The sequence below is a fragment of the Streptomyces sp. BRA346 genome (assembly GCF_052851135.1).
In genome coordinates this window covers 97,944-121,625 of sequence record NZ_JAIWIH010000011.1, presented here as the reverse complement: position 1 = coordinate 121,625, position 23,682 = coordinate 97,944, and the positions used below count along the sequence as shown (strand labels likewise).

Genomic DNA, 23,682 nt, shown 5'->3' with positions numbered 1-23,682 from the left:
ACGGGCCTCCTGAAATCCTGGAAGTCCACATCCGTGATGCGGAAATGGAGGGCTCGGGGTCCAGGAATCGTGGTGGCCGTGACGAGTTCGCGTCAATGCCCTGGAGGGAAGTGATCGACTGGCATCGGAAAATCGTCCGCGCGACGGGCGCGAGATGACGGGTGAGGTGGGGCGTCAGGATTCCGGTGAGCGCAGCACCCGCAGATGGCCGCGGCGGGCCACCTCCCGGGGGTCGGCCTCCCGGCCGCTCTGTCCGCCTCCGCCCGGAGCACCGGACGCCCCGGATCCGCCCCCGGCTCCGGCCGCGCGCTCCTGGGGGCGGGCCGCCTCGCGGACCGCGTTGGCCAGGGCTTCCAGATCGTCGCTGCTCGGCCGGGCCGGACCGGTGTCGACGGCCAGCCGGACGACCTCCCAGCCGCGCGGGGCGGTCAGCCGCTCCGAATGCTCCGAGCACAGGTCGTAGCAGTGCGGCTCGGCGTAGGTGGCCAGCGGTCCGAGAACCGCGGTCGAGTCCGCGTAGACGTACGTCAGCGTCGCGACGGCGGGGCGGCCGCAGGCGGTGCGCGAACAGCGACGTACAGGGCTCACGACGTTGGACGGTACCGCACTCTTGAGCGGGCCGCGACGACTCTCCACCAGCTCACTCCGCCGTGTCGTCCCGGTTCGCCCCGTGCATCCCATACGTGCACTTCCTGGCTGACCAGCGCGGACATCGGGACGGCCGCGAGCAGCCGCGGACGATTCCGGTCAGCACGCGAACAGAGAGGGGTCATTCTGAGGCAGAGAAGCAAGCAGAGAGAAGTCCGTTTATGGGCGTAAACATGGCTGGAATGTTCATTAAGTGACATTGGACATGGCTGTCCAGTAAGCACGTGGCGGGGGCGGGGCGACGGCTACCCTCGTGAGTGATGACCAGGCCCGTACCGTCCGACCAGCCCGAGCCGCGTCCCCGGCGCCGCGATCGGCACGGCCGGGGTATGCGCGGTCCGATCGCGCCGCCCCAGGTCCCCCTGTCGGTCAGCCGCGCCGAGTCCTTCATCGATCTCGTGCAGGACTCGGCGGAGCGGCTGGAGAGACGGTGGCCACAGCTGTCGGGAGTCGACTTCACGGTGCTGGAAGTGCCGGTCACCGGGGTCGGCGGGGGCGCCGACGTGCCGTCCGGGCACGGCCTCGACGGACATCCGCCGGGCGCCCACGGCCTCACCGACGGGTGGGACGGTGAGTCCGTCCCCCTCGGGCGCTTCATCGCGGCGCGCGGCGACGCGCCCGACCGGATCGTGATCTACCGGCGCCCGGTGGAGATCCGTACGAAGAACCGGGACGAGCGCGCCCTGCTGGTGCACGAGGTCGTGGTCGAGCAGGTGGCCGAGCTGCTGGGGCTGGAACCGGAGTCGGTGGATCCGCGGTACGGGCAGGAGTAGCCGGTACGGGCAGGAGGAGCCGGTGACGGGCACGAGCCGGTACGGGCAGGAGGAGGGCGCGAGCCGGACTCCGGCCGCGCCCCACTCACCCGCTAGCGGTTCAGGACGGACAGGTCCTGCGTCGCGTGCGGGACCTCCACCGTCCCCCGGTCGTCCGGCAGGGACTGGATCGTGAAGGCCGGGACGTCGCCCTCCGGGAGGGACAGCATGCGGGAGGCGTGGACCGGGCCGCCCGAGAGGCGTTCCACTGTCACGGCGTACTGCCCCTTGGCGCCGGACGGCCTCGGCGGGGCGACCGCCTTCGTGGTGCCTCCCTTGACCGTGTAGGTCTCACTGGCGGGTGTGCCGCCCCTGCTGCCCGCCGAGGCGGTGACGCGGACCTTCGCGGTGCCGCCCGGGGCGACCAGGGAGAGGACGGAGCCCTTGGCGCGGTTGTCGGCGGCGGTGGCGGAGCGTTCGATGGCGCCGGTCGCGGGGATGAACGCCGTCTCCTGGTCGCTCCCCTTGCCGCGGGTGACCTGGAGCCCGGCGACCACCGGGGTGGCCGGGCCCTCGCTGTCCTCGGGGGCGAGCAGCAGCGAGCCCGGTTCGCCCTTGGTGACGTCGCCGAGGTCGATGGCCGCGCTCATGCCGCTCTTGACGTGCAGGGACTCATGTCCGGCCGGGGTGATCGAGCTGGTGGGCCCGGCGAGCCGCACCTTGATGTCCGCGTCGTTCGCGCCGGGCGCGAAGACCACCAGCCGCGCCGAGGTGGCGTCGGACGGTATGCCGGGGATCGCGACGCGCGTGGCGGGCACCGCGGAGGCCGGGATCCAGTCGCCGCCGCGCTTCTCGTCGACGGCCTGCACGGCGGCGCCGATCCGTCCGCTGCGGGCCGTCACGTGGAGGGAGACATCGGTGGACCGCTGATCGGTGAGGGTGGAGAGCAGGACGGGCACGGTGGACCGGCCCGGGACCGTGATCGACTCGTCGCTGGTGGGCTTGAGCTTGCCGTCCGGGCCGTACATCGTGAGGTCCACCTCGGCCGCCCGGTCGTCCGGGTTGGTCAGATGGACGAAGTCCTGCCGGTCCTTGCCGGTGGACGCGCCCGCGAACCAGAAGTCGGTGTCCGGGGCGGTGCACGCGGTGCCCATGAGGCCGCGTCCGCTGCCCGCGTCGATCGCGGTGGTCTGCTGCACGGTCCAGCCGGGCGCGAGCGGGCCGTCGGCGGTGCCGATGAGAGCGGGGGCGCCCGAGCTGTCGGTGTCGGTGGTGACCGGCGCGCCGGGGCGCTTCAGCGGCAGGACGGGTTCGTTCTTGCCCTTCCCGCCCCGGGAGTCGCCCTCTTCCGGCACCCCGTCAGGGCTGCTTTCCGCGGGCACCAGTTCGGCCTTCGCGCTCCCGCCGCCCGCGCCGCCGCCGCTCCGCTTCGGGGTGTACGCGGTGTACGTCGTACGGCTCACGTCGGAGGAGCTGGGCGCCGGGCACAGCAGCGTGGAGCGCTGGACGGGCAGGCGGCTGGCGGCCTTGGCCGCCGTGCCCGCGTCGTCCGGCGGGCCGCCGGTCAGGGTGGCCACGCCGGTGACGGCGGCCAGCGCCGCGGCCGTGCCGATCAGGGACAGGGTGGTGCGGTTCATCGCTGCTGATCGCTCCCGTCGCGGCGGCCCTCGGGGTCGGCGCCGCCGTACGTCGTGTCGCCCTGGGCGGGGTACGTGCCGTCGGGGTAGGGCTGCTGCTGGTCGTAGGCGTACGGATCGGCGTACTGACCGGCGGCGTACGGATCGGGGGCGTACGCCTCGGGGTACGGGCCGCCCGCGTACGGGTCCGCCGGGTACGCGGCGTCCTGGTACTGCCCCTGCGGGTACGGAGAGCCGCCCGGGTACGGGTCGGCCGGGTACTGCCCGTATCCGGCGTCGGCGTACGGCTGCTGGTCCCACTGCCCGTACGGCTGCGCTTGCGGCTGCGGCGGCTGCTGGTCCGGCTGCGGCGGTACGAACGGCTCCGGGATGAACACCGGCGGCTCGGCGGGCGGTGCGGGCGGCGGGGGCACGTCGGCTTCCGCGCCGCCGGTCCCGCCGTCCGCCGGAACGTCCCGCGGCGCCTCCGCGGCCTGCGCCGCCTCCGCGGCGGCCCGCAGCCGCCGCGCCCGGCGACCGTCGCCCGCCAGGTCCTCGGCGGTGATGGCGGCAGCGGCGGCCTCCGCCTCGGGCAGGTCGTCGTCCACGTGACGGCGGCGGCCCGGCAGCGCGAGCACCACCAGGACGACCGCGAGCAGCCCCTGCGCCCAGACCCACGCGGTGTGGGTGATCGGGGTGTCGTACGTCAGGTCGAGGCGCCCGCCGTTGGCCGGGAGTTCGAAGCCCTGCGCCCAGCCGTCGAGGGTCTTCGCCGTCAGGGGCTTGCCGTCGAGCGTGGCCTTCCAGTCGGCGGTGGCCCGGTCGGCGAGCCGCAGCACGCGCCCGTCCGCGCCGTCCGGGATGGTGGTGTGCGCCTCGACGGGACCGGCCGCCACCGGCACCGGCGCGGCCGACGTGCCCGTCCCTCCGCCGGAGCCGGGCGGGACGATGGAGACCCGCGCGACGCGCTGGTCGAGCCGCCACAGGGTGCCGTGGTCGTCCCTGCTGAGCTGGGTGAGGCCGGGCGTCGCGTTCAGTACGCGCGTCATGTCGTGCGGGGCGCCCTGCTGTGCGTATACGTAGCGCACCGCGTAGGCGCCCAGCCGGGTGGTCTGGTCGGCGCCGGAGCCCGCGACCAGATGGGCCACGACGTCGTCGAGGCGGGTGTCGGCGCCGCCCGCGGCGGCGAGTTCGCCGTCGCCGAGCCGGGCGCCGGAGCCGCGCACCAGGGCGTAGTCGGTGCGGGCGTCGCTGCCGGTGAGCACCAGGGTGCGGGCCTGGTCCCGGGTGGCGCTCTCGGCCGCCACGAACGCGGGGACCTGGGAGGGTTCGCGCCGTGACACCGGCCCGTCCGCGCCGCTGACCATCCAGCTGACGGCGGCGTACAGCGGGGCGGCGGCCGAGGCGACGGCGATGATCAGCGCGACCGGCTGGCGCCAGCCGAAGCTCTGCGCCGCCACGCGCTCCTTGGCGCCCTCGGCGCCGACCACGGCGGCGGTCAGCAGCGCCAGGCCGTAGACGAGGGTCGCGGGCCCGGCCCAGGCGGAGCCGTTGCTGAACGCCGCGAAGAGGAACCCGGTGAGGGCCACGACCCAGGCCGTACGGACCGTCAACTGCCGTTCGCCGCGCATCAGGGCGGCGAGCGCGGCCAGCACGAAGCCGAGCAGCAGCAGCGTGCCGCCGCCCTTGGGGCCGCCGGGGCTGAGCGCGAGCAGGTCCAGGGCGGACGCGGCACCGCTGCCGCTGTCGAGCCCGGCCTCCTTCAGGAAGCGGACCGGATCGGTGAGCAGATCGACCGACCAGGGGGCGAGCACCAGCAGCGGGGTGAGGACGACGGCCAGGAACCGCAGCCCGTACGCCACGAGCGGCTCGCCCTGGCGCTGCCGCAGGACGAGCACACCGGCGGACAGCAGCAGCGCGATCGGCCAGACGACCGGCGTGAACGCCATGGTGAACGTCAGCAGCAGCGCGTACGCCCATGCCGCCCGCCAGCTCGGCAGCCTGCCCTTCGTACCGCCCGCCCGGAAGCCGCCGGCGGCCGCCGCCGCGCGTGCCATCAGCGGCAGCAGGACGGCCAGCACCGCGGTGCCCAGCCGCCCGCCCGCGAGCGCCCCGGTGGCGGCCGGGAGGAAGGCGTACGCGACGCTCCCCCACGCCCGCAGCAGCCGGGACTCGACGAGCGGCCGGGAGGCGAAGTACGCGATGAACCCGGCCAGCGGCACCGAGCAGACCATCAGCAGCGTCAGGGTGAACCCGGTGCTGCCCAGGAAGACCGTGGCGAGGGCCGCGAGGGCGGCGAGATACGGCGGTGCGCTCTGGGTGCCGCCGGTGCCGACCGGATGCCAGCCGTCGACGTAGCTCGCCCAGAGGTCGGTGACGTGCCCGGGGGCGGGCAGCAGATCGCCGCCCGCGAGCGCGCCGGTGCCCAGCAGCTCCCGGCAGGCGACCAGCGAGACCAGCAGCAGGACGACGAACAGCATCGGGCCCGGTTTGCGCGCGATTCGCTTGAGCCGCGCGAACTGCTCGATCTCCAGGAAGTCCGCGTCGTCGTCGCCCGGCCCGGACTCCACGGCCCCGTGCCGTCCGCCCGAGGACAGCTCGGGCTCCGACCGTCCGCCGATGTTGCTGGCCACCTGCTCGACCGTCGCCCGCACGGTCGCCCCGGAGGGCGGGAAGAGCGGCCGCAGCTCGCTCGCCTCGGTCGCCGGTCGGCCGCGCCGTTTGCGCGCGGCGCTGATTCTCCCGGGCCGCAGCAGTACGGCGGACAGGCCCGTGACCTCGTCCAGCGCCTGGCCGGGCACCTTGCCCACCAGGTAGGCGAGGGTGCGCAGCAGGGTGCCGAGAACGACCCGCAGCATCACATAGGGCAGCAGCGCGCCCCGGGTGTTGACCAGCAGGGTGTAGACGGCACCGGCCTTGTCGACGCGGTGCGGCGACGAACTGCGCGACGCGAAGCGTCTCCGTGAGGGGTGGTGGTCGGGTGACGGGCGGGCAGAGCGGCCCACGCAGTCGATGGGGCGCCGCTCGCGCGCGGACGCCTCGGCGTGCCGCAGGGAGGCGTCCGGCGCGATCAGCACGCTGTGCCCGGCGGCGTGGGCGCGCCAGCACAGGTCGACGTCGTCCCGCATCAGCGGCAGCCGGGCGTCGAAGCCGCCCAGCTGCTCCCATACGTCGCGGCGCACCAGCATGCCCGCGCTGGAGACGGACAGCACCGGCCGCACCTGGTCGTGCTGGCCCTGGTCCTGTTCGCGCCGCTCCAGACCGGTCCAGCGGCGGCCGCTGCGGGCGATGCTGACGCCCACTTCGAGCAGCTGCTTGCGGTCGTACCAGCCGCGCAGCTTGGGGCCGATGATCGCGGCCTCGCGGTGGGCCAGCAGCTCGGCGTCGGCGACCCGCAGCAGCTCGTGGAGGGCGTCCGGGGCGGGCGCGCAGTCGTCGTGCAGCAGCCACAGCCACTGGATGGGCTCGCCGTGCGGCAGCTCCGGCATGTCGTACGCGTCGTCGCGCCAGACGCGGTTGACGGGATCCCAGCCGCTGGGGCGCTTGAGGTACGGCAGCTCCTCGGGCCCCAGCACCGGGGCGCCGCGGACGGCCTCGGCGACGGCCGTGCCGAAACCGCTGCGGCGCGCCAGGTGCAGGACCCGGTCCTCGCCGAGGGCTTCGGTCAGCAGCCGGGCCGACTCGTCGGCGCTGCCGGTGTCGGCGGCGACGACGCTCTGCACGGGCCGCTCCTGGCCGAGCAGGCCGGACAGCGCGTCGGGCAGCCAGCGGGCACCGTCGTGGGAGACGAGCACGGCGGTGACGACATGGCGCGGGAACTCAGGTGCCGGTTGCGCGGCGGCAAATCCGGCGGAGGCGGCCGGGTGTGGGGCCGCCGAGTGGCTGTGCACGGACATCGAGGTACGGGCCCCGGTTCGCTGGACTGCGGTGGACGAGCCCGCCCCAGGGGGACGTTGGCGCGCCTCGGACGGGCCCCCACACTAACGGCTGCGTACGCAGGCGGTCCGCCTCCCGTCGTCTACCGACCGGGGACGGACCGCGTGCTCCGCCGTGAGCTGTGCCGATGTGGCCGGGCCGCGGCCTTCTTCGTCAGACCGCGGCCTTCTTCAGGCGGCGGCGCTCCCGCTCGGAGAGGCCGCCCCAGATGCCGAAGCGCTCATCGTTGGCCAGGGCGTATTCGAGGCATTCGGAACGGACCTCGCAGGCCAGGCAGACCTTCTTCGCTTCGCGCGTGGACCCGCCCTTTTCCGGGAAGAACGATTCGGGATCGGTCTGGGCGCACAGTGCGCGCTCCTGCCAACCGAGCTCCTCGTCCGCCTCTTCGACCAGCAGTTGCTGGAACAACTCGGTCATGTGCGCCCCTCGTCTGTTTTTGCGTCCCCGGTGCCGTCCCCGTGCCCTGGTGCCGTGGGTCAAACCGGCAGAACGACACGTGTGAAATTACAAGTGCGCCGATCCGGGCCAGTCAAGCCGAGATCTGCTATTGGGCCTCTTATTCACTCTGCGGAACCAAGGCTGCGCGGAAAGTGTTCAAATCGGCCTAAACGCGACACGTTTCCCTCAGCTGTCCCCGGCGTCCCCGGTTCCTCATCGCACTCACCCGTGAAGGACGCCGTGAACGCCGCTCCCGTTGCACACAGGTTCCCGTGGCATCGGGGACGGGTGCTGCGCCACTTCTCCGGCTAACGCGGGGACAAACCTTTCTGCCTCCACAACGACCGGATGAGGTGAACGAGGACCGCCGAACGGGAGATCAAGTTGACAGGAGGGCGGGGACCCGCTGTCCTTGTCCTCATGTCAGTGACCCACGCGCCCCAGTCGACCCGTGCCCACGGGTTCCGCTGCGCCGTGCAGGCTCGCTGTCGCTGTTCCAGCTGTTGATGCCCCTCTGAGCTCCAGCTTTCTCCTCTCGCGTCTCCTTCGCGTCTCCCTGCGTCACCCCGCACAGCTCCGCTTCGCGCACCGCCGCGCTTCTCCGCCGAGGAACCCCCACATGAACAGCGACGTCCAGATCGCCGGTGACCCGCTCGCCATCCCGCATCTGCTGCCGCCCGCACCCGCGCACCCCACCACCGTCTCCGGCTTCGCCGGACTCGCCCGCGACATCGCCGCCGACCGCGACCACTGGGCGCCGCTCGTCCGGTACGACGCCACCACCCGCTGGTACCACCGGCTGCGCACCGGCCCCGGCTATGAGGTCTGGCTGCTCAGCTGGGTGCCCGGGCAGGGCAGCGGAGCCCATGACCACGGGCGCTCCTCGGGCGTACTGACCGTGCTCCAGGGCGAGTTGACCGAGCGTGTGGGGACGAACGGCGGCGCACGCCATACGCTGCGCGCCGGCGCGCAGCGCGTCTTCGCGCCCGGATACGTGCACGACGTCGTCAACGACGCGCTCGAACCCGCCGTCAGCCTGCACATCTACTTCCCCGGCCTGACCGAGATGCCGCTGCACCCCACCCAGACCGCCGGTACGGCCGCGGAGACCGCCGCCCCCGGCCCCCTCGACGTCCTGCGCTGAGCCCGCCCCGCACGGTTCCGTTGTCCGGGGCGACTGCCAAACTGTCCTCCATGCGCATTGTGGTTCTGGCAGGCGGCATCGGCGGCGCCCGTTTCCTCCGCGGTCTGATGTCGGCGGTTCCCGACGCCGACATCACCGTCATCGGCAACACCGGTGACGACATCCACCTCTTCGGCCTCAAGGTCTGCCCCGACCTCGACACCGTGATGTACACGCTCGGCGGTGGCATCCACGAGGAGCAGGGCTGGGGCCGGGCCGAGGAGACCTTCGCCGTCAAGGAGGAGCTGGCGGCGTACGGCGTGGGGCCCGAGTGGTTCGGCCTCGGCGACCGGGACTTCGCCACGCACATCGTCCGTACGCAGATGATGGGCGCCGGTTACCCGCTCAGCGCCGTCACCGAGGCGCTGTGCGCGCGGTGGCAGCCGGGGGTGCGGCTGCTGCCGATGACGGACGACCGCGTCGAGACGCACGTCCTCATCGACGACCCGGATGGTGAGGGCCGCAAGGCCGTGCACTTCCAGGAGTACTGGGTGCGGCTGCGCGCCTCGGTGCCCGCCCACGCCGTGGTCCCCGTCGGCGCCGACCAGGCCAAGCCCGCGCCCGGCGTCCTGGAGGCCATCGCCGACGCCGACGTCGTCCTCTTCCCGCCGTCCAACCCCGTCGTCAGCGTCGGCACCATCCTGGCCGTGCCCGGGGTGCGCGAGGCCATCGCCGAGGCCGGGGTGCCCGTCGTGGGCCTCTCCCCCATCGTCGGGGACGCGCCCGTGCGCGGCATGGCCGACAAGGTGCTCGCCGCCGTCGGCGTCGAGTCCACGGCCGCCGCGGTCGCCAAGCACTACGGCTCCGGGCTGCTCGACGGCTGGCTCGTCGACGAGGTCGACGCCGGGGCGGTCGACGAGGTCGAGGCCGCCGGGATCCGCTGCCGGGCCCTTCCGCTCATGATGACCGACACCGAGGCCACCGCGCGCATGGCCACCGCGGCGCTGGCGCTGGCCGAGGAGGTCCGGGCATGAGCGGATCGCCCTCCCGGGAGACGCCCTCGTACCAGGTCTGGGCCCTCCCCGGCCTGCCCGAGGTGCGGTCCGGCGACGACCTCGCCAAGCTCATCGCCGACGCCGCGACCGCCGAGGGCCTGCCGGGGCTCGCCCACGGCGACGTCCTGCTCGTCACCTCGAAGATCGTCAGCAAGGCCGAGGGGCGCGTCGTCGCGGGCGACGACCGCGAGGCCGCCATAGACGCCGAGACCGTACGGGTCGTCGCCCGGCGCGGGCGCACCCGCATCGTCGAAACCCGGCACGGCCTGGTCATGGCCGCCGCCGGGGTCGACGCCTCCAACACCCCGGCCGGCACCATCCTGTTGCTCCCCGAGGACCCGGACGCCTCCGCCCGCGCCATCCGGGCCGGACTGCGGGACGCGCTCGGCGTGGACGTCGGCGTCATCGTCACCGACACCTTCGGGCGGCCCTGGCGCACCGGGGTCACCGACGTCGCCATCGGCGCGGCCGGGGTGCACGTCCTGGACGACCTGCGGGGCGGCACCGATACGCACGGGAACGCGCTGAGCGTCACCGTCGTCGCCACCGCCGACGAGCTGGCCGCCGCCGGGGAGCTGGTCAAGGGCAAGGCGGACGGCCTGCCGGTGGCGGTGCTGCGGGGGCTGCCGCATGTGGTGGCCATGGATACGGACGCCGACGCCGATGGGCCCGCCGCCGATGGGCCCGCCGCCGATGGGCCCGGCGCGCACGGGCCCGACGCGGGGGCGCGGCCGCTGGTGCGCGGCGCCGCCGACGACATGTTCCGGCTGGGCACCTCGGAGGCCGTACGGGAAGCGGTGACGCTGCGCCGTACGGTCCGCGAGTTCACCGACGAGCCGGTGGACGGCGCGGCGGTGCGGCGCGCCGTGGCCGCCGCCGTCACCGCGCCCGCGCCGCACCACACGACGCCGTGGCGGTTCGTGCTGCTGGAGTCGGAGGAGTCGCGGGTGCGGCTGCTCGACGCGATGCGGGACGCGTGGATCGCGGACCTGCGGGGTGACGGCTTCTCGGAGGAGTCCATCGCCAAGCGGGTGCGGCGCGGTGACGTGCTGCGCAAGGCGCCGTATCTGGTGGTGCCGTGCCTGGTCGCGGACGGCGCCCACACGTATCCGGACCCGCGGCGGAACGCGGCGGAGCGGGAGATGTTCGTGGTGGCGGCCGGAGCCGGGGTGCAGAACCTGCTGGTCGCGCTGGCGGGCGAGCGGCTGGGGTCGGCCTGGGTGTCGTCGACGATGTTCTGCCGTCCGGTGGTGCGCGAGGTGCTGGGCCTGCCGGAGGAGTGGGACCCGATGGGCGCGGTCGCCGTGGGCCACCCCGCCGCCGCGCCACCGGCGCGGCCGGAGCGGGACGTGGAGGGGTTCGTGGTGGTGCGGTAGACAGCTTGGGGTGCGCGGGGTGGGGGTGCGCGCCGGTGTGGGGGTTGTGCGGGTGCGTTTTCGGAGTGCGGGGTGTGTGGGTGGTGTGCCGGGGTTCGGTGGGTGGTGCGGGGCCTCCGGGGCAGGGCCCTGGACCGTCTATTTACGGCGCCGCCGCCGTAGAACGTGTCGTGAACGTCGACCAATCGGCGCCACACATACACGTGGCGTCCAGGACCCCACCCCTCCGACCCCGCCCCTCCCGCAGCGTAGGCAGCCACCAGCCGGTGGCCCCGGGGTCCGGCCCCGTCCCGGCTCGCCCAGCGGGGCGGGCGCCGGGCGGGGGTGGGAACGACCCCGCCCCCTCCCGCCGGTGACCAGCGACCTCCGCCCGACCCACCCGGTTGTGGGCAATCGTTCCGCGGGGAGGGACGGGTGGGCACAACCCGCCACCGGGCCGCGCCCGGCAGCGAAACCCGACCGGGCACGCGGCGTAGGGTGGCGGCGTGGTGGGACGTCGTGTGTGGGTGCCTTCCTGCGCGTACGACCTCGCGCGGAACCTCGGTGTGCTCCAGCGGGGGCCGGGGGATCCGGCGTTTCGCGTCGACGCGGAGGGGGCGTTCTGGCGGGCCAGCCGGACCCCGGCCGGGCCCGGGACCGTTCGGATCGCGCGGGACGGCAAGGGGGTCGAGGCCCAGGCCTGGGGGCCGGGGGCCGAGTGGCTGCTGGACCATCTGCCCGCGCTCCTCGGCGACGAGGACGATCCGTCCGCGTTCACCCCGCGCCACCGGCTCGTCCACGAGGCGCACCGCCGGAACCCCGGGCTGCGGCTGATCCGGACCGGGCTGGTGCTGGAGTCGCTGATCCCCTCGATCCTGGAGCAGAAGGTCACCAGCGACGAGGCCTACCGGGCCTGGCGGTTGCTGCTCCAGCGGCACGGAGAGCCCGCGCCGGGGCCGATGGAGCGCCTGCGGGTCATGCCCGATCCGCGGACCTGGGCGCTGATTCCGTCGTGGGAGTGGCACCGGGCGGGCGTGGACGGCAAGCGGTCGGCGACGATCCTGCGAGCCGTGCGGGTCGCCCGGCGGCTGGAGGAGGCCGCTGCCATGGATCTCGACGCCGCGTCACAGCGTCTCCAGCTCGTCCCGGGCATCGGCCCCTGGACGGCGGCGGAGACCCTCCAGCGCAGCAACGGCACCCCGGACGCGATCACGGTCGGGGATCTGCATCTGCCGCGCATGGTCGGCTACGCGCTCACCGGTGAACGCGGCACGGACGACGCGGCGATGCTGGAACTCCTCGCGCCCTACGCCGGGCAGCGGCACCGGGCGGCCCGGCTGATCCTGCTGTCGGGCCGGGCGGCGATGCCCCGCCGCGCACCGCGCTTCGCGGTACGGGACTTCAGGGCGATGTAGCCGGAACCCGCTACTGGTCGGAGGAGAACCGCACCGCGCCCGGCGGGATGTCCACCCCGCACCACACCCGCACCCCGTCGCGCAGTTCGTTGTCCGGGCCCACCAGCGCGCCGTCGCCGACCACGGCCCCGTGCAGCACCGTACGGGCGCCGACCCGGGCGCCCGCGCCGATCAGTGAGTCGCGGACCTCGGCGCCCTCCTCGACGACGGCGCCCTCCAGCACCGTGCTGCCGTCGATGCGCGCGCCCGCGCCCACCCGGGCCTGCGGCCCGATGACCGTGCCGCCGGTGAGCTTGGCGTCGCCCGCGACGGTGGCGGTGTCCAGGACGAGGCGGTCGCCGCAGCGGCCCGGGACGGCCGGGGAGGGGGCGCGGCCGAGGACGAGGTCGGCGGAGCCGCGGACGAAGGCCTGCGGGGTGCCGAGGTCGAGCCAGTACGTGGAGTCGACCATGCCCTGGAGGTGGGCGCCCGCGGCGAGGAGCCCGGGGAAGGTCTCGCGTTCGACGGAGACGGGCCGGTCGGCCGGTATGGCGTCGATCACGGAGCGGTTGAAGACGTACGCGCCCGCGTTGATCTGGTCGGTGACGATCTCCTCGGGGGTCTGCGGCTTCTCCAGGAAGGCGGTGACCCGGCCCTGCTCGTCGGTGGGCACGAGCCCGTACGCGCGGGGGTCGGTGACCCGGGTGAGGTGGAGGGAGACGTCGGCGCCGGACCGGCAGTGGGTGTCGACGAGGGCGCGGATGTCGAGGCCGGTGAGGATGTCGCCGTTGAAGATGAGCACCGGCTCGTCGGGGCCCGAGCGCAGCCGGGAGGCGACGTTGCGGATGGCGCCGCCGGTGCCGAGCGGCTCCTCCTCCGTCACGTACTCCAGGTGCAGTCCGAGGGAGGAGCCGTCGCCGAAGTACGGTTCGAAGACCTCGGCCAGGTAGGAGGTGGCGAGCACGATGTGCTCGACCCCGGCGGCGCGGGCGCGGGCGAGTTGGTGGGTCAGGAAGGGAACGCCGGCCGCCGGGACCATCGGCTTGGGAGTGTGCACCGTCATCGGGCGCAGCCGCGTTCCCTTGCCGCCGACCAGGAGGATCGCTTCTGGCGTTGCTGGCGCGTTGGTCACGTAGTCTCTGCTTCCTGCTCTGGCTCCCCGTGGTCGGCGGCCAGTGTATGCAGAAGCCCGGACCGCGCCTCGTCAGCGCCCCTGGAGCCGGGCGGCTGTGCTGCGTACGGAGCTGAGCTTGCGGTACAGGCGCTGTCCGGGGCACTCGGTGGCGAAACCGTCACGGTGTCCGGAGATGACGCGCAGCTTCACCCTGACGCCCTTTTTGTAGTTGTTGCCGCCGCCGGACACCAGATGGGTGGTGCCGCGTGGATTCCGGTCGAAGAGGCCGAGTTTCCACGCGGTGAGCTTGGCGAGGGCTCTGACGGCCTTGGCGGAGGGCTTCTTGGCGGTGTACGTACCGAGAACAGCGACGCCCATGCTGTTCTGGTTGAAGCCGAGGGTGTGCGCCCCGAGTACGGCTTTGGCCACGCCCCCTGCGCGGCCTTCGTAGATGTTTCCGCACTTGTCGATGGTGAAGTTGTAGCCGTAGTCGCGCCAGCCCATGCTCTGGACGTGGTAGCGGTAGATACTGCGCAAAACGGAGGGAACTTGGGCGCAGGTGTAGCTGTTGCCCGTCACGGTGTGGTGGACGAAGGCGACTTTGACGGACTTGCTGTAGGCGTAACCACTCTCGCGGATCTTCTCGTTGGCGCCCCATCCGGCGCGGGTGATGATGCGCGGCCGGGGCGCGGTGTGGCGGGCGGCGCTCGTTCCGGCCTGGCCGGTGGGGAGTTGGGCGGTCGTGGACGGACGCGGGCGCGGGGTCGGGGTGGCGGGCCGCGCGGTGGGGGTGGTGACACCGCCGGTGGGGCGCGGACCGCCGGTGGCATGCGGGATGGCGGTGGGGTGCGGGATCGCGCCGGGGCGCGATCCCGGGTGCGTGGGGCGCGGGCCCGGGTGAGTGCGCTGCGGGCCGGGATGAGTGAAGTGCGGGTCCGCGTGAGCGGGGTGCGGGCCCGGGTGAACGGAGTGCGGGTCCGGGTGAGGGGGGTCGGGGTGGGCCGGGGGCGGCGCGGGGGCGGCTCCGGGGTTGACGAGTTCGAGGCGCAGCCCGGCGGGGAGGGCGGCCGGTGCGGCGCCGGCGGGCCGGGCGGCGCGGACGCGGGCCTGGACGCCGTCGGAGTCACCGACCCACAGCGGGGCGGTCCCGCCGCGCGGATGGCCCGCGCCGCCGTCGGAGGCGCTGAGGGCGGGGTCGGGGGCGTCGTCGTGGTACGCCCGGAGGTCGCGCCAGGCGGACCACACCCCGGTGCGGGCGGCGCGGGTGCGCACCTGGACGCGGCCGGGGAGGTCGTCGGAGGCGTCGTTCCAGACGACGCCGACGAGGGAGAAGGGGGGCACGTCGCGGGCAGGGAGCCCCCGGTCGCGGGCGGCGGGCGCCCGGTCGCCGCCGGGCGCGGCCATGCCCCGGTCGAGCGGGAGGCCGAGCGGGAGCAGGGGCAGCGACTGGGTGCCGCCCATGAGGTTGGCGCGGTCGGCCCGGGCATGTGCGGTACCCAGGGCGGACGGGAGGGTGAGGGCGGCGGTGCATACGACGCCGACCGAGGACGCAAGGAATCCACGCATGATGAAAATCCTGTGCATATCGTGACACAAGTGTCTATTCGGACGCGCGGTGAGCGGCCGACCGGAACAGTCGGCCGACCCCTCGGCGGGGCGTGTCGGGCGCGTACCCTTGCGCGGATGAACGCCACCGATCGCACCCCCGCCGACCTGCTGCGATCCGCGCTCGCCGCGGATCCCGCGCGCCCCCTCGTGACCTTCTACGACGACGCGACGGGCGAGCGCGTCGAACTCTCCGTGGCCACGTTCGCCAATTGGGTGGCGAAGACCGCCAACCTGCTCCAGGACGACCTGGCCGCGGCCCCCGGCGACCGGGTCGCGCTGCTGCTGCCCGCCCACTGGCAGACCGCGGTGTGGCTGCTGGCCTGCTCGTCGGTCGGGGTCGTCGCGGACGTCGGCGGCGATCCGGCCGCGGCGGATGTGGTGGTGAGCGGGCCGGACACCCTGGAGGAGGCGCGCGCGTGCTCCGGGGAGCGGGTGGCGCTCGCCCTGCGCCCCCTGGGCGGCCGGTTCCCGCAGCCGCCGCAGGGGTTCGCCGACTACGCGGTGGAGGTGCCCAGCCAGGGCGACCGCTTCGCGCCGTACGCCCCGGTGGACCCGGACGCGCCCGCGCTGGCCGTCGGCGGGCTCGAGCTGACCGGCGCGGAGCTGGTGGAGCGGGCGCGCGCGGACGCGGCCGCGCACGGGCTGGCCGCGGGCTCCCGGGTGCTGTCGGGGCTGCCGTACGACGGCTGGGAGGGGCTGTCGTACGGGCTGTACGCGCCGCTGGCTGCGGGCGGCTCGGTGGTGCTGTGCCGCCATCTGGACCAGTTGGACGAGAAGGGGCTCGCGGAGCGCCGGGAGAGCGAGCGCGTCACGGTGTAGGGGCCCTTCGCCCAGGACGCCCCCGAGGAAGCCCACGGCCCGGCAGTCCGCCCGACCCCCGTCCGGCGGACTGCCGGGCCGAGCCCGCGCGCCCCGGCGTGCACCCCGCGCGATGATCGACGGATACGTACAACCATGTGCGGGGTTCGTATGTCTGTCCCAATGATCGGCCCAGCACGCGAGACCGCTCCCGTCCGCAGCCGGGCGAGAGGCGGGGTGGGAGGACGCGGACGTGACGACTGACGGCCAAGAGCCGGCGCCGAGACCAGGGCGCCGCTGGCTGCGCGTGGTCGCGCTGGGCGCGACCCTGCTGGTGCTGTCGGTCGCCGCGACGGGGTGGTGGTTCTACGAGCGCCTCGACCGCAACATCCGCACCGACACCCGGACCGCGGACGAGCTGCGGAAGTACGAGGCCGAGCGGCCGGTGCCGGTGGTGCGCGACGCGCAGAACATCCTGGTGATCGGCTCCGACAACCGGGGCGGCAAGGAGAACGGCAAATACGGCCGGGACACCGGCACCCAGCGCTCGGACACCACGATCCTGCTGCACCTCCAGGCCGGGGGGAAGAGCGCCACCGCCGTCTCCATCCCGCGCGACCTGATGGTGGACGTCCCGGGTTGCGACCGGCCGAAGGACGGCGGCCGGCTGGCGGCCCGGTTCGCCCAGTTCAACTGGGCTTTCGAGTTCGGCGGCGCGGCCTGCACGATCCGCACCGTCGAAAAGCTCACCGGGATCCGAGTGGACCACCACGTCATCGTGGACTTCAGCGGCTTCAAGAAACTGGTGAACGCGGTCGGCGGCGTGGAGGTGTGCCTGACCGAGCCGGTCGACGACGACGACGCGCATCTGCAACTGCCCTCGGGGCATCAGACCCTGCACGGGGAGAAGGCGCTCGGCTATGTCCGCGCCCGCTACTCCATCGGTAACGGCAGCGACACCGAGCGCATCGCCCGGCAGCAGGAGTTCCTCAGCTCCCTTGTGAAGAAAGTGCAGAGCAATGGTGTGCTGCTCAATCCGGCGAAGCTGTATCCGGTGCTCAGCGCGGCGACCTCCGCGCTGACCACGGATCCGGGTCTGGACACCCTCAAGGACCTGTACGCCCTGGTGCGCGGCGTGCGGGACATCCCACGGGAAAAGATCCGTTTCCTTACGATTCCGCGACAGCCGTATACGTACAACAAGAACCGTGATGAACTCGTCCAGCCCGATGCCGACCGGCTGTTCCGGCAACTCCGCCTGGACCGGCCGGTGTCGGTGCGGACTCACGCCGTCACGGCCACCGACGGCGAGGATCCCAAGGGCGTGAACCGCGCTCCGTACCAAGGGACCACGGCGGCTCGCGACGTCTGCGGCTAAAAGCCGGTAAAGGCGGGGCCAGGACTCGTGAAGAATCTCGAAAGGATTGGGCAGATTGCCCAGTTGTAGGGAAGTGGAATTTGTCACCGGCGTCGCTTGACGCGGATCCGGGCGGATAGTGTGAGCGATCCGGTGCGCTCCGAGATGTGACCGCGCACTGTATATGAAGACGGACCGAGCGCCTTGAGGGGGAGGCGCCCGCGTGGCACCGACGGAGGACACAGGCGACCGTGGACGCGCAAGGCCATGGGCGGGACGGTGACATCGACCCCGCCGATCAGTGGGTGTTCGACCCGAACACCGGCAACTACGAGCTTCGGCTGAACCCTGCGGGGGAGACGGCCGCGGCCGCCGAGCCCCACGCGGCCCCCAGAACCACGGGCCGTCGCCGCGCCCCCGAACCCGAGGCGCGAGGGCGCAGGCGGGCGGCGGGCAAGCGGGAGCCGGAGAAGGCGGCGACTCCCGCGAGCAGGCGCAAGCCGAAGCCGAAGAAGTCGAAGACGAAGAAGGCGCTGTTCTGGGGCAGTGGCACCCTGGCCTTCGTGCTGGTGGGCGGCTCCGCCGCGGCGTACTTCGTCTACCAGCACCTCAACGGGAACATCAGCAAGGTCGACATCGGCGAGAACAACCCCGCGGTCAGCGACGGCCCCATGAACATCCTGCTGATCGGCACCGACCGGCGCGATGGCAAGGGGAACGAGGGCTACGGTGACGCGGGGAGCGTCGGCCACGCCGACACCACGCTTGTCATGCATGTATCCGGGGACCGGACCAACGCGACGGTCCTGTCCATTCCGCGCGACATGATCACCGACATCCCGGACTGCGAGAGCAAGCAGGAGGACGGGAAGAAGAAGTTCATCCGGGGCCAGCGGGAAGCGCGCTTCAACACCAGCCTCGGGCAGGAGGGGCGCGACCCCGGCTGCACCATGAAGACGGCCGAGAAGATCACCGGGCTGGACATCACCCACTTCATGATGGCGGACTTCAACGCCGTCAAGTCGATGTCCACGGCGGTCGGCGGGGTCGACGTCTGTCTCGCCAAGGACATCAACGACCCCAAGTCCCATCTGAACCTGAAGGCGGGCAAGCACAACATCAAGGGCGAGCAGGCGCTGGCGTTCGTCCGGACCCGGCACTCCGTGGGCTTCGGCGGCGACCTGGACCGGATCAAACTCCAGCAGCAGTTCCTCAGCTCCATGATGCGCAAGATGAAGGGGAACGGGACGCTCAGCAGCCCGAGCAAGATGTGGGGCCTGGCCAACACCGCCACCAAGGCGCTCACCGTGGACACCGGCATCGGCACCGTCGACAAGCTGGTCGAGCTGGGAAAGGCACTCGGCAAGGTCGACCTGAAGAACATGACCTTCACGACGGTTCCGGTCGTCGACAACACCGACGGCGCGACGGTGCTGCTCGACCAGACCAAGGCCGAGCCGCTGTTCGAGATGGTCCAGCAGGATGTGTCGCTGACCGAGGTGAAGAAGAAGGAGAAGGCGGCCAAGGACAAGCAGGCGGCCCGGCTCAAGGGGCCGAAGGCCGATGCCGCGGAGGTCCGGGCCACGGTGCTGAACGGCAGCGGGCAGACGGGGGCCGCCCAGGAGACCCTCGACTGGATGCAGAACACCGAGGGGATGCCGCTCACCAGCAATGGCGGAAACGCTCCGGCAGATCTGGAGAAGACCACTCTGGAGTACGCTCCCAACCAGGCGGACCAGGCTCGCCGGCTGGCCGACAGCATGGGCTTGCCCGCGTCCGCGATGAAGGAAGGTACGAAGGACGCCGCCCCCAGGGCGGAGATGACGCTGACGCTCGGCGCGGACTTCAAGGGCGCGGGCACTCCCATCTCCGCTCCGGCCCAGGCACCGAAGAACATTCAGAAGGTCGAGGCCGACGACAAGAACGTCTGCGCCAAGTGACCACTCCCGGCCGTCGGAGCACCCTCGCCCATCGGTCCGGACGAGCACGGAAGTACGGGGAGGGGCCCGATGCGGCAGAGCAGTGTGCGGGGGGAGGGTCGGCGACAAGCCGTGCCCGAACCCCGCAGCACCGGTGAGGATGACGGCCCGCCCGGAGCGGAAGGCCCCGCGTCGGATGACGCGGGGCGCCGCGGTGGCGGCCGACGCACGGCGGCCCGGCGTGGCGGCCGGGGGTTACGGGTGGTGCGGTGGAGTGCGCTGGCGCTCGCCGTACTGGTGCTGGGCGCGGCAGCCGGTGGCTACATCTACTACAACCACCTGAACGGCAACCTGAAGAAGGAAGCCCTCGACCTGGGCGACAGCAAGCTGGGCAAGCCCGAGCCGAACGCGGCGGGCCAGACGCCGCTGAACATCCTGCTGATCGGCTCGGACAGCCGTAACACCAAGGAGAACGTGGACCTCGGCGGCGCCAAGCAGGACGCCGACCGCAAGCCGCTGGCCGATGTGCAGATGCTGGTGCACGTGTCGGCCGACCGCAGCAACATGTCGGTGGTCAGCATTCCGCGCGACACCCGGGTGACCATCCCCCGGTGCACCGACCCGGACGACGGGCGCGTCTATCCGAAGACCGAGGCGGCGATCAACCAGTCGCTCCAGCACGGCGGTCCGGGCTGCACGGTGGCCACCTGGAAGGAACTCACCGGCATATACATCGACCACTTCATGATGATCGACTTCAGCGGGGTGGTCTCCATGGCGGACGCCGTCGGCGGCGTTCCGGTGTGCGTGAAGGCCAACGTCTACTCGCACGACAGCAAGGGCCATGGCTCGGGGCTGCGGCTGACCAAGGGCACCCACTCCGTGAAGGGCGTCCAGGCCCTCCAGTGGCTGCGGACCCGCTACGGCTTCGAGGACAACACCGACATCGGCCGGGCCAAGGCCCAGCACATGTACATGAGCTCGATGATCCGCCAGCTGAAGAAGGGCACCAAGCTCAGCGACCCGGGCAAGCTGATGGGCCTGGCGGAGGCGGCCACCGACGCGCTGACCGTCGACCACGGCCTCGGGGACGTCAAGAAGCTCTACAACCTGGGCAACGACCTGAAGCGGGTGCCGACCGAGCGCACCACCATGGTCACCATGCCCTGGCAGTACAGCGCGGACGAGCAGTTCGTGGAGCCCAAGCCCGGCGACGCCGAGCAGACCTTCTCGCTGCTGCGCAACGACACGGCGCTGGACGGCAAGGACAAGAAGAAGCCCGACAGGACCCCGGCGCCCACCGCGCCCAAGGGCGAGGTCCCGGTCGTCGTGCAGAACGGCACCGCCTCCATGGTGTACGGGCCCGTCTCCGGCCGGGCCCGCGTGATCACCAACGAGCTGGTCCGGCTCGGCTACACCAAGGCCGCCGCGAACACGGTGCTCATCTCGCAGGCCGACACCACCGTCTCCTACCCGAGCGAGGCCGAGCAGGGCGACGCGCTCGCCGTGGCCAAGGCCCTGGGGCTGCCCAAGAGCGCGGTGAAGTCCTCGAAGTCGGTGCAGGACGTGACCGTGGTGGTCGGCAACGACTGGCGCGCGGGCACGGCCTACCCGAAGGCCGGGGCGTCCGACGGCGACAAGACGCCGGAGAGCGCCGACGCCCTCAACGGCGAGGACAAGAAGGCGTGCATGACGGTCAACCCGGACTACACGTTCTGAGAGCACGGCAAGAGGGGCCGGACCACCTGGTCCGGCCCCTTCGTCGTTGATGCGGTGTCTAGCCCTGTGCCATGACCGCCGGACGGCGGCTGGCGATGACCTTCTTGGCGAGCGCCCGGGGGCTGGTCAAAAAGCCCCAGCCCCACGACATGTGCATGGTCGCGAGCGCCAGCGGAATCCGCACCCGGGCCCCCACCGGGAGCCCCTTCCCGGCCGGGAGCGAGCCCGCGACGATGGCCGCCAGATAGCCGCCCGGGATCACGAAGCCCCACGGGCTGACGGCCGCGCCCACCACGGTGCCCACCGCGATGGCCACCACGGCGGCCGGCGGGGCGAGGTAGCGCGCGTTGATCGAGCCCTGGTGGAAGCGGGCGACGACGTGCCGCCAGCGCCCGTAGTTCTTGTACTGCTTCGCCAGCTCCCGCACGTTCGGCCGGGGCCGGTACGAGACCTTCAGGTCCGGCGAGAACCAGACCAGCCCGCCCGCCTCACGGATCCGGAAGTTCAGCTCCCAGTCCTGGGCGCGGATGAACTCCTCGTTGTAGCCGCCCTGCTGCTCCAGCGCCTCGCGGCGGAAGACGCCCAGGTAGACGGTGTCGGCGGGGGCCGCCTCACCGCCGGTGTGGAAGGCGGCGTTGCCGACGCCGATCTTCGAGGTCATGGCGGCGGCCACGGCCCGCTCCCAGTCGTTCTCGCCCTCGGCGTGCATGATGCCGCCGACGTTCTGCGCGCCGGTCTCCTCCAGCAGCCGCACGGCGGTCGCGATGTAGTCGGGCGAGAGCATGCCGTGCCCGTCGACCCGCACCACCACGGGGTGGCGGGACGCCTTGATCGCGGCGTTCAGCGCGGCCGGGGTGCGGCCCGTGGGGTTGGGCACGGTGTTCACCCGCGGGTCCTCGGCGGCCAGCTGGGCGGCGATCTCTTCGGTGCGGTCCGCGGACGGGCCGACCGCGATCACCACCTCCATCTCACCGTCGTACTCCTGCTCCAGGATGTGCCGCACGGCATTGCGCAGATGGCGTTCCTCATTGAGCACCGGCATGATCACGGAGACGGCCGGGAGCTGATGCGGGGGCATGGCACCTCGGGGTTTCGGGGGCGGGGCCCCCGGGAGACTTCAGTAGCGGGCCCACGGTACCGCGAATGGCGGCACCGGAACGCGCCGCCCGGGTGGCAGCGGGCGCCACCGGCGGCGTGGGGCGCCGGGGCGCTCATCGTATGGCCCTACCGTGACAGCGGTTCCGACCCGCCAGCGCCCCGCCGGGGCCCGTTCACGGAGGTCTCCTTCGGTGAGTGCACCGGCCCGATCGACGCGCCCGCCCCGCCCCCGGTCCCGCCCCGGCCGCCGCCGCTGGGGGTTGCGGATCGCCCTGTTCGTCGCGTGCCTGGTGCTGGCGGTCAGCGCGATCGGGCACCTGCTGGTCCGGGAGCTGGAATCCGGCATCCACCGGGTGGACGCCTTCGGCGGCCTGGACAACCGGCCGAAGAGCGCGGGCGGCGGCCTGAACTTCCTGGTGGTCGGCACCGACGGCCGGGACCGGATCACCCCGCAGGAGAAGGCGCTGTACCGGCTCGGCGGGGCGCCCTGCCACTGCACCGACACGATCATCCTGGTCCATCTGTCGGCGGACCGCCGCCGGGCCTCCGTGGTCAGCCTGCCGCGCGACTCGTACGCCATGATCCCCGCGTACACCGACCGCACCGGGAAGCCGCGCCGCGCCCATCCGCAGCGGCTCAACGCGGCCTACGCCGAGGGCGGGCCCAGCCTGACCGTGCGCACGGTCGAGCACGCCACCGGGGTGCACATCGACCACTATCTGGAGGTCGACTTCACCAGCTTCATGAAGACCGTCGACGTGGTCGGCGGGGTGAAGGTGTGCACGGCGAGGCGGCTCAAGGACGACCACACCGGCCTCGACCTGCCGGCCGGCAGCCATGTGCTGAACGGCGGCCAGGCCCTCCAATACGTGCGCTCCCGCCACACCGACGGCACCTCCGACCTCGGCCGGATCCAGCGCCAGCAGCGCTTCCTGGCCTCGGTGCTCCACCAGACGACGGCGGGCGGCATCCTGCTGAACCCGGTGCGGTTCAACGCCGTCGCCACCACCCTGCTGGGCTCGGTCCGCGCCGACCACGGCTTCGGCGCGGAGGACCTGATGGCGCTCGGCCGGGCCATGAACGGCCTCACCCCGGCGTCGTCCGAGTTCGCCTCGGTCCCGGTGATCCTGCCGGGGAAGCCGCTCAAGGGCGTCGGGTCCACGCTGCACTGGGACCGGCCCAAGGCCGACCGGCTCTTCGACGCCATCCGCCAGGACCGGCCGCTGACCAGCCGCCACGCGCGGCCCAGGGCCACCGTGGTCGACGTGGCCCCGCGGCAGGTGCGGGTGCACGTCCTGAACGGCACCGGGACGGCCGGGCTCGCCCGGCGCGCGGACCGGGCGCTGCACGCCACCGGCTTCGCCACCACCGGCTCCCCCGCCGACGCGGCCACCAAGGACCTGGCGCGCACGGTCATCACGTACGACCCGGTCTGGAACCGCTCGGTGCGCACCCTGGCCGCCGCGCTGCCCGGTGCGCAGCTGAAGCCGGTGCCGGGGCAGGGCGGGGTGATGCAGGTCACGGTCGGCGCGGACTACAAGGACGTGCACCCGGTGCGCACCGAGGACCCGCGCCGAGACCGCCCCGGCATCGCCGCCGTCACCGGCGACGAGGTCAGCTGCCCGTAGTGGTGCTCTGTGCGCGAAGCGCTGTTCAGCCGTGTGACGGGTCAACGACATGGGGCCGAAGTCCCGGGTTTGCATCGCCGACGACGGGGGGCCGCGCGCCTGCACCCTGGCCTCGGCCTCCCCC

At 72.8% G+C, this 23,682-nt stretch carries 17 protein-coding genes; 10 read left to right on the top strand and 7 right to left on the bottom strand.

Annotated features, from left to right (window positions below; translation table 11 throughout):
• Positions 1-174: 174 nt before the first annotated feature.
• A complete protein-coding gene (locus LCH29_RS16260; protein ID WP_446462448.1) occupies positions 175-636 on the bottom strand; it encodes a DUF3499 domain-containing protein in 462 nt (153 codons plus the stop codon).
• A gap of 272 nt (positions 637-908) precedes the next feature.
• Between LCH29_RS16260 and LCH29_RS16255 the strand changes: the two genes are divergently transcribed.
• On the top strand, positions 909-1,421 hold the full coding sequence (locus tag LCH29_RS16255) for a metallopeptidase family protein (protein WP_446462447.1): 513 nt from the start codon (positions 909-911) through the stop codon (positions 1,419-1,421).
• 92 nt (positions 1,422-1,513) lie between these two features.
• Here the strand turns inward: LCH29_RS16255 and LCH29_RS16250 are convergent, their stop codons facing one another.
• The 3 genes from LCH29_RS16250 to LCH29_RS16240 all read right to left on the bottom strand — a co-directional run bounded on the left by LCH29_RS16250 (position 1,514) and on the right by LCH29_RS16240 (position 7,369).
• Positions 1,514-3,037 carry a DUF5719 family protein gene (locus LCH29_RS16250; RefSeq protein ID WP_446462446.1) on the bottom strand — a complete coding sequence of 508 codons (1,524 nt, stop codon included), beginning with the start codon at positions 3,035-3,037 and terminating at the stop codon, positions 1,514-1,516.
• Complete coding sequence (locus LCH29_RS16245; RefSeq protein WP_446462445.1) at positions 3,034-6,912, bottom strand: glycosyltransferase; 3,879 nt, start codon at positions 6,910-6,912, stop codon at positions 3,034-3,036. The genes LCH29_RS16250 and LCH29_RS16245 overlap by 4 nt, the downstream gene beginning before the upstream one ends.
• A 193-nt stretch (positions 6,913-7,105) precedes the next feature.
• The gene (locus LCH29_RS16240; RefSeq protein WP_004952403.1) at positions 7,106-7,369 is read right to left on the bottom strand and encodes a WhiB family transcriptional regulator; all 264 of its coding nucleotides are present in this window, start codon (positions 7,367-7,369) and stop codon (positions 7,106-7,108) included.
• A gap of 640 nt (positions 7,370-8,009) precedes the next feature.
• On the opposite strand from LCH29_RS16240, the gene LCH29_RS16235 reads away from it, so the two are divergent.
• The 4 genes from LCH29_RS16235 to LCH29_RS16220 all read left to right on the top strand — a co-directional run bounded on the left by LCH29_RS16235 (position 8,010) and on the right by LCH29_RS16220 (position 12,338).
• Positions 8,010-8,534, top strand: a complete 525-nt coding sequence (locus LCH29_RS16235; RefSeq protein WP_446462444.1) for a cysteine dioxygenase — start codon at positions 8,010-8,012, stop codon at positions 8,532-8,534.
• Positions 8,535-8,584: 50 nt separating this feature from the next.
• Positions 8,585-9,547, top strand: coding sequence for a 2-phospho-L-lactate transferase (gene cofD, locus LCH29_RS16230; protein WP_123106861.1), 963 nt, complete (start codon positions 8,585-8,587; stop codon positions 9,545-9,547).
• The gene (locus LCH29_RS16225; RefSeq protein ID WP_446462443.1) at positions 9,544-10,944 is read left to right on the top strand and encodes a coenzyme F420-0:L-glutamate ligase; all 1,401 of its coding nucleotides are present in this window, start codon (positions 9,544-9,546) and stop codon (positions 10,942-10,944) included. Before cofD ends, LCH29_RS16225 begins: the two co-directional genes overlap by 4 nt.
• A 485-nt stretch (positions 10,945-11,429) precedes the next feature.
• A complete protein-coding gene (locus LCH29_RS16220; protein WP_446462442.1) occupies positions 11,430-12,338 on the top strand; it encodes a DNA-3-methyladenine glycosylase family protein in 909 nt (302 codons plus the stop codon).
• 10 nt (positions 12,339-12,348) lie between these two features.
• Here the strand turns inward: LCH29_RS16220 and LCH29_RS16215 are convergent, their stop codons facing one another.
• Together LCH29_RS16215 and LCH29_RS16210 are read right to left on the bottom strand one after the other, a co-directional pair.
• Positions 12,349-13,449: a sugar phosphate nucleotidyltransferase gene (locus LCH29_RS16215; protein ID WP_446462441.1), complete on the bottom strand. Its 1,101-nt coding sequence runs from the start codon at positions 13,447-13,449 to the stop codon at positions 12,349-12,351.
• 72 nt (positions 13,450-13,521) lie between these two features.
• Positions 13,522-14,997: a peptidoglycan recognition protein family protein gene (locus LCH29_RS16210; protein ID WP_446462440.1), complete on the bottom strand. Its 1,476-nt coding sequence runs from the start codon at positions 14,995-14,997 to the stop codon at positions 13,522-13,524.
• Between the two features lie 117 nt (positions 14,998-15,114).
• On the opposite strand from LCH29_RS16210, the gene LCH29_RS16205 reads away from it, so the two are divergent.
• The 4 genes from LCH29_RS16205 to LCH29_RS16190 all read left to right on the top strand — a co-directional run bounded on the left by LCH29_RS16205 (position 15,115) and on the right by LCH29_RS16190 (position 20,832).
• Positions 15,115-15,858, top strand: a complete 744-nt coding sequence (locus tag LCH29_RS16205; RefSeq protein ID WP_446462439.1) for a TIGR03089 family protein — start codon at positions 15,115-15,117, stop codon at positions 15,856-15,858.
• A 232-nt stretch (positions 15,859-16,090) separates the two neighbouring features.
• The gene (locus LCH29_RS16200) at positions 16,091-17,215 is read left to right on the top strand and encodes an LCP family protein (RefSeq protein ID WP_446462438.1); all 1,125 of its coding nucleotides are present in this window, start codon (positions 16,091-16,093) and stop codon (positions 17,213-17,215) included.
• 230 nt (positions 17,216-17,445) lie between these two features.
• Positions 17,446-19,134 carry an LCP family protein gene (locus LCH29_RS16195; RefSeq protein WP_446462437.1) on the top strand — a complete coding sequence of 563 codons (1,689 nt, stop codon included), beginning with the start codon at positions 17,446-17,448 and terminating at the stop codon, positions 19,132-19,134.
• 69 nt (positions 19,135-19,203) lie between these two features.
• Positions 19,204-20,832, top strand: coding sequence for an LCP family protein (locus tag LCH29_RS16190; RefSeq protein WP_446462436.1), 1,629 nt, complete (start codon positions 19,204-19,206; stop codon positions 20,830-20,832).
• A 58-nt stretch (positions 20,833-20,890) separates the two neighbouring features.
• Here LCH29_RS16190 and LCH29_RS16185 read toward each other — a convergent pair whose 3' ends face one another.
• A complete protein-coding gene (locus LCH29_RS16185) occupies positions 20,891-21,910 on the bottom strand; it encodes a glycosyltransferase family 2 protein (protein ID WP_446462435.1) in 1,020 nt (339 codons plus the stop codon).
• A gap of 211 nt (positions 21,911-22,121) precedes the next feature.
• On the opposite strand from LCH29_RS16185, the gene LCH29_RS16180 reads away from it, so the two are divergent.
• Entirely contained in the window at positions 22,122-23,558 is a 1,437-nt protein-coding gene (locus tag LCH29_RS16180) for an LCP family protein (RefSeq protein ID WP_446462434.1), read from the top strand.
• Positions 23,559-23,682: the final 124 nt, after the last annotated feature.

Coding starts and splice junctions, on each gene's coding strand:
- LCH29_RS16255 (WP_446462447.1), top strand. CDS start 909: ATGACCAGGCCCGTACCGTCCGACCAGCCCGAGCCGCGTCCCCGGCGC.
- LCH29_RS16250 (WP_446462446.1), bottom strand. CDS start 3,037: ATGAACCGCACCACCCTGTCCCTGATCGGCACGGCCGCGGCGCTGGCC.
- LCH29_RS16245 (WP_446462445.1), bottom strand. CDS start 6,912: ATGTCCGTGCACAGCCACTCGGCGGCCCCACACCCGGCCGCCTCCGCC.
- LCH29_RS16240 (WP_004952403.1), bottom strand. CDS start 7,369: ATGACCGAGTTGTTCCAGCAACTGCTGGTCGAAGAGGCGGACGAGGAG.
- LCH29_RS16235 (WP_446462444.1), top strand. CDS start 8,010: ATGAACAGCGACGTCCAGATCGCCGGTGACCCGCTCGCCATCCCGCAT.
- cofD (WP_123106861.1), top strand. CDS start 8,585: ATGCGCATTGTGGTTCTGGCAGGCGGCATCGGCGGCGCCCGTTTCCTC.
- LCH29_RS16225 (WP_446462443.1), top strand. CDS start 9,544: ATGAGCGGATCGCCCTCCCGGGAGACGCCCTCGTACCAGGTCTGGGCC.
- LCH29_RS16210 (WP_446462440.1), bottom strand. CDS start 14,997: ATGCGTGGATTCCTTGCGTCCTCGGTCGGCGTCGTATGCACCGCCGCC.
- LCH29_RS16205 (WP_446462439.1), top strand. CDS start 15,115: ATGAACGCCACCGATCGCACCCCCGCCGACCTGCTGCGATCCGCGCTC.
- LCH29_RS16190 (WP_446462436.1), top strand. CDS start 19,204: ATGCGGCAGAGCAGTGTGCGGGGGGAGGGTCGGCGACAAGCCGTGCCC.
- LCH29_RS16185 (WP_446462435.1), bottom strand. CDS start 21,910: ATGCCCCCGCATCAGCTCCCGGCCGTCTCCGTGATCATGCCGGTGCTC.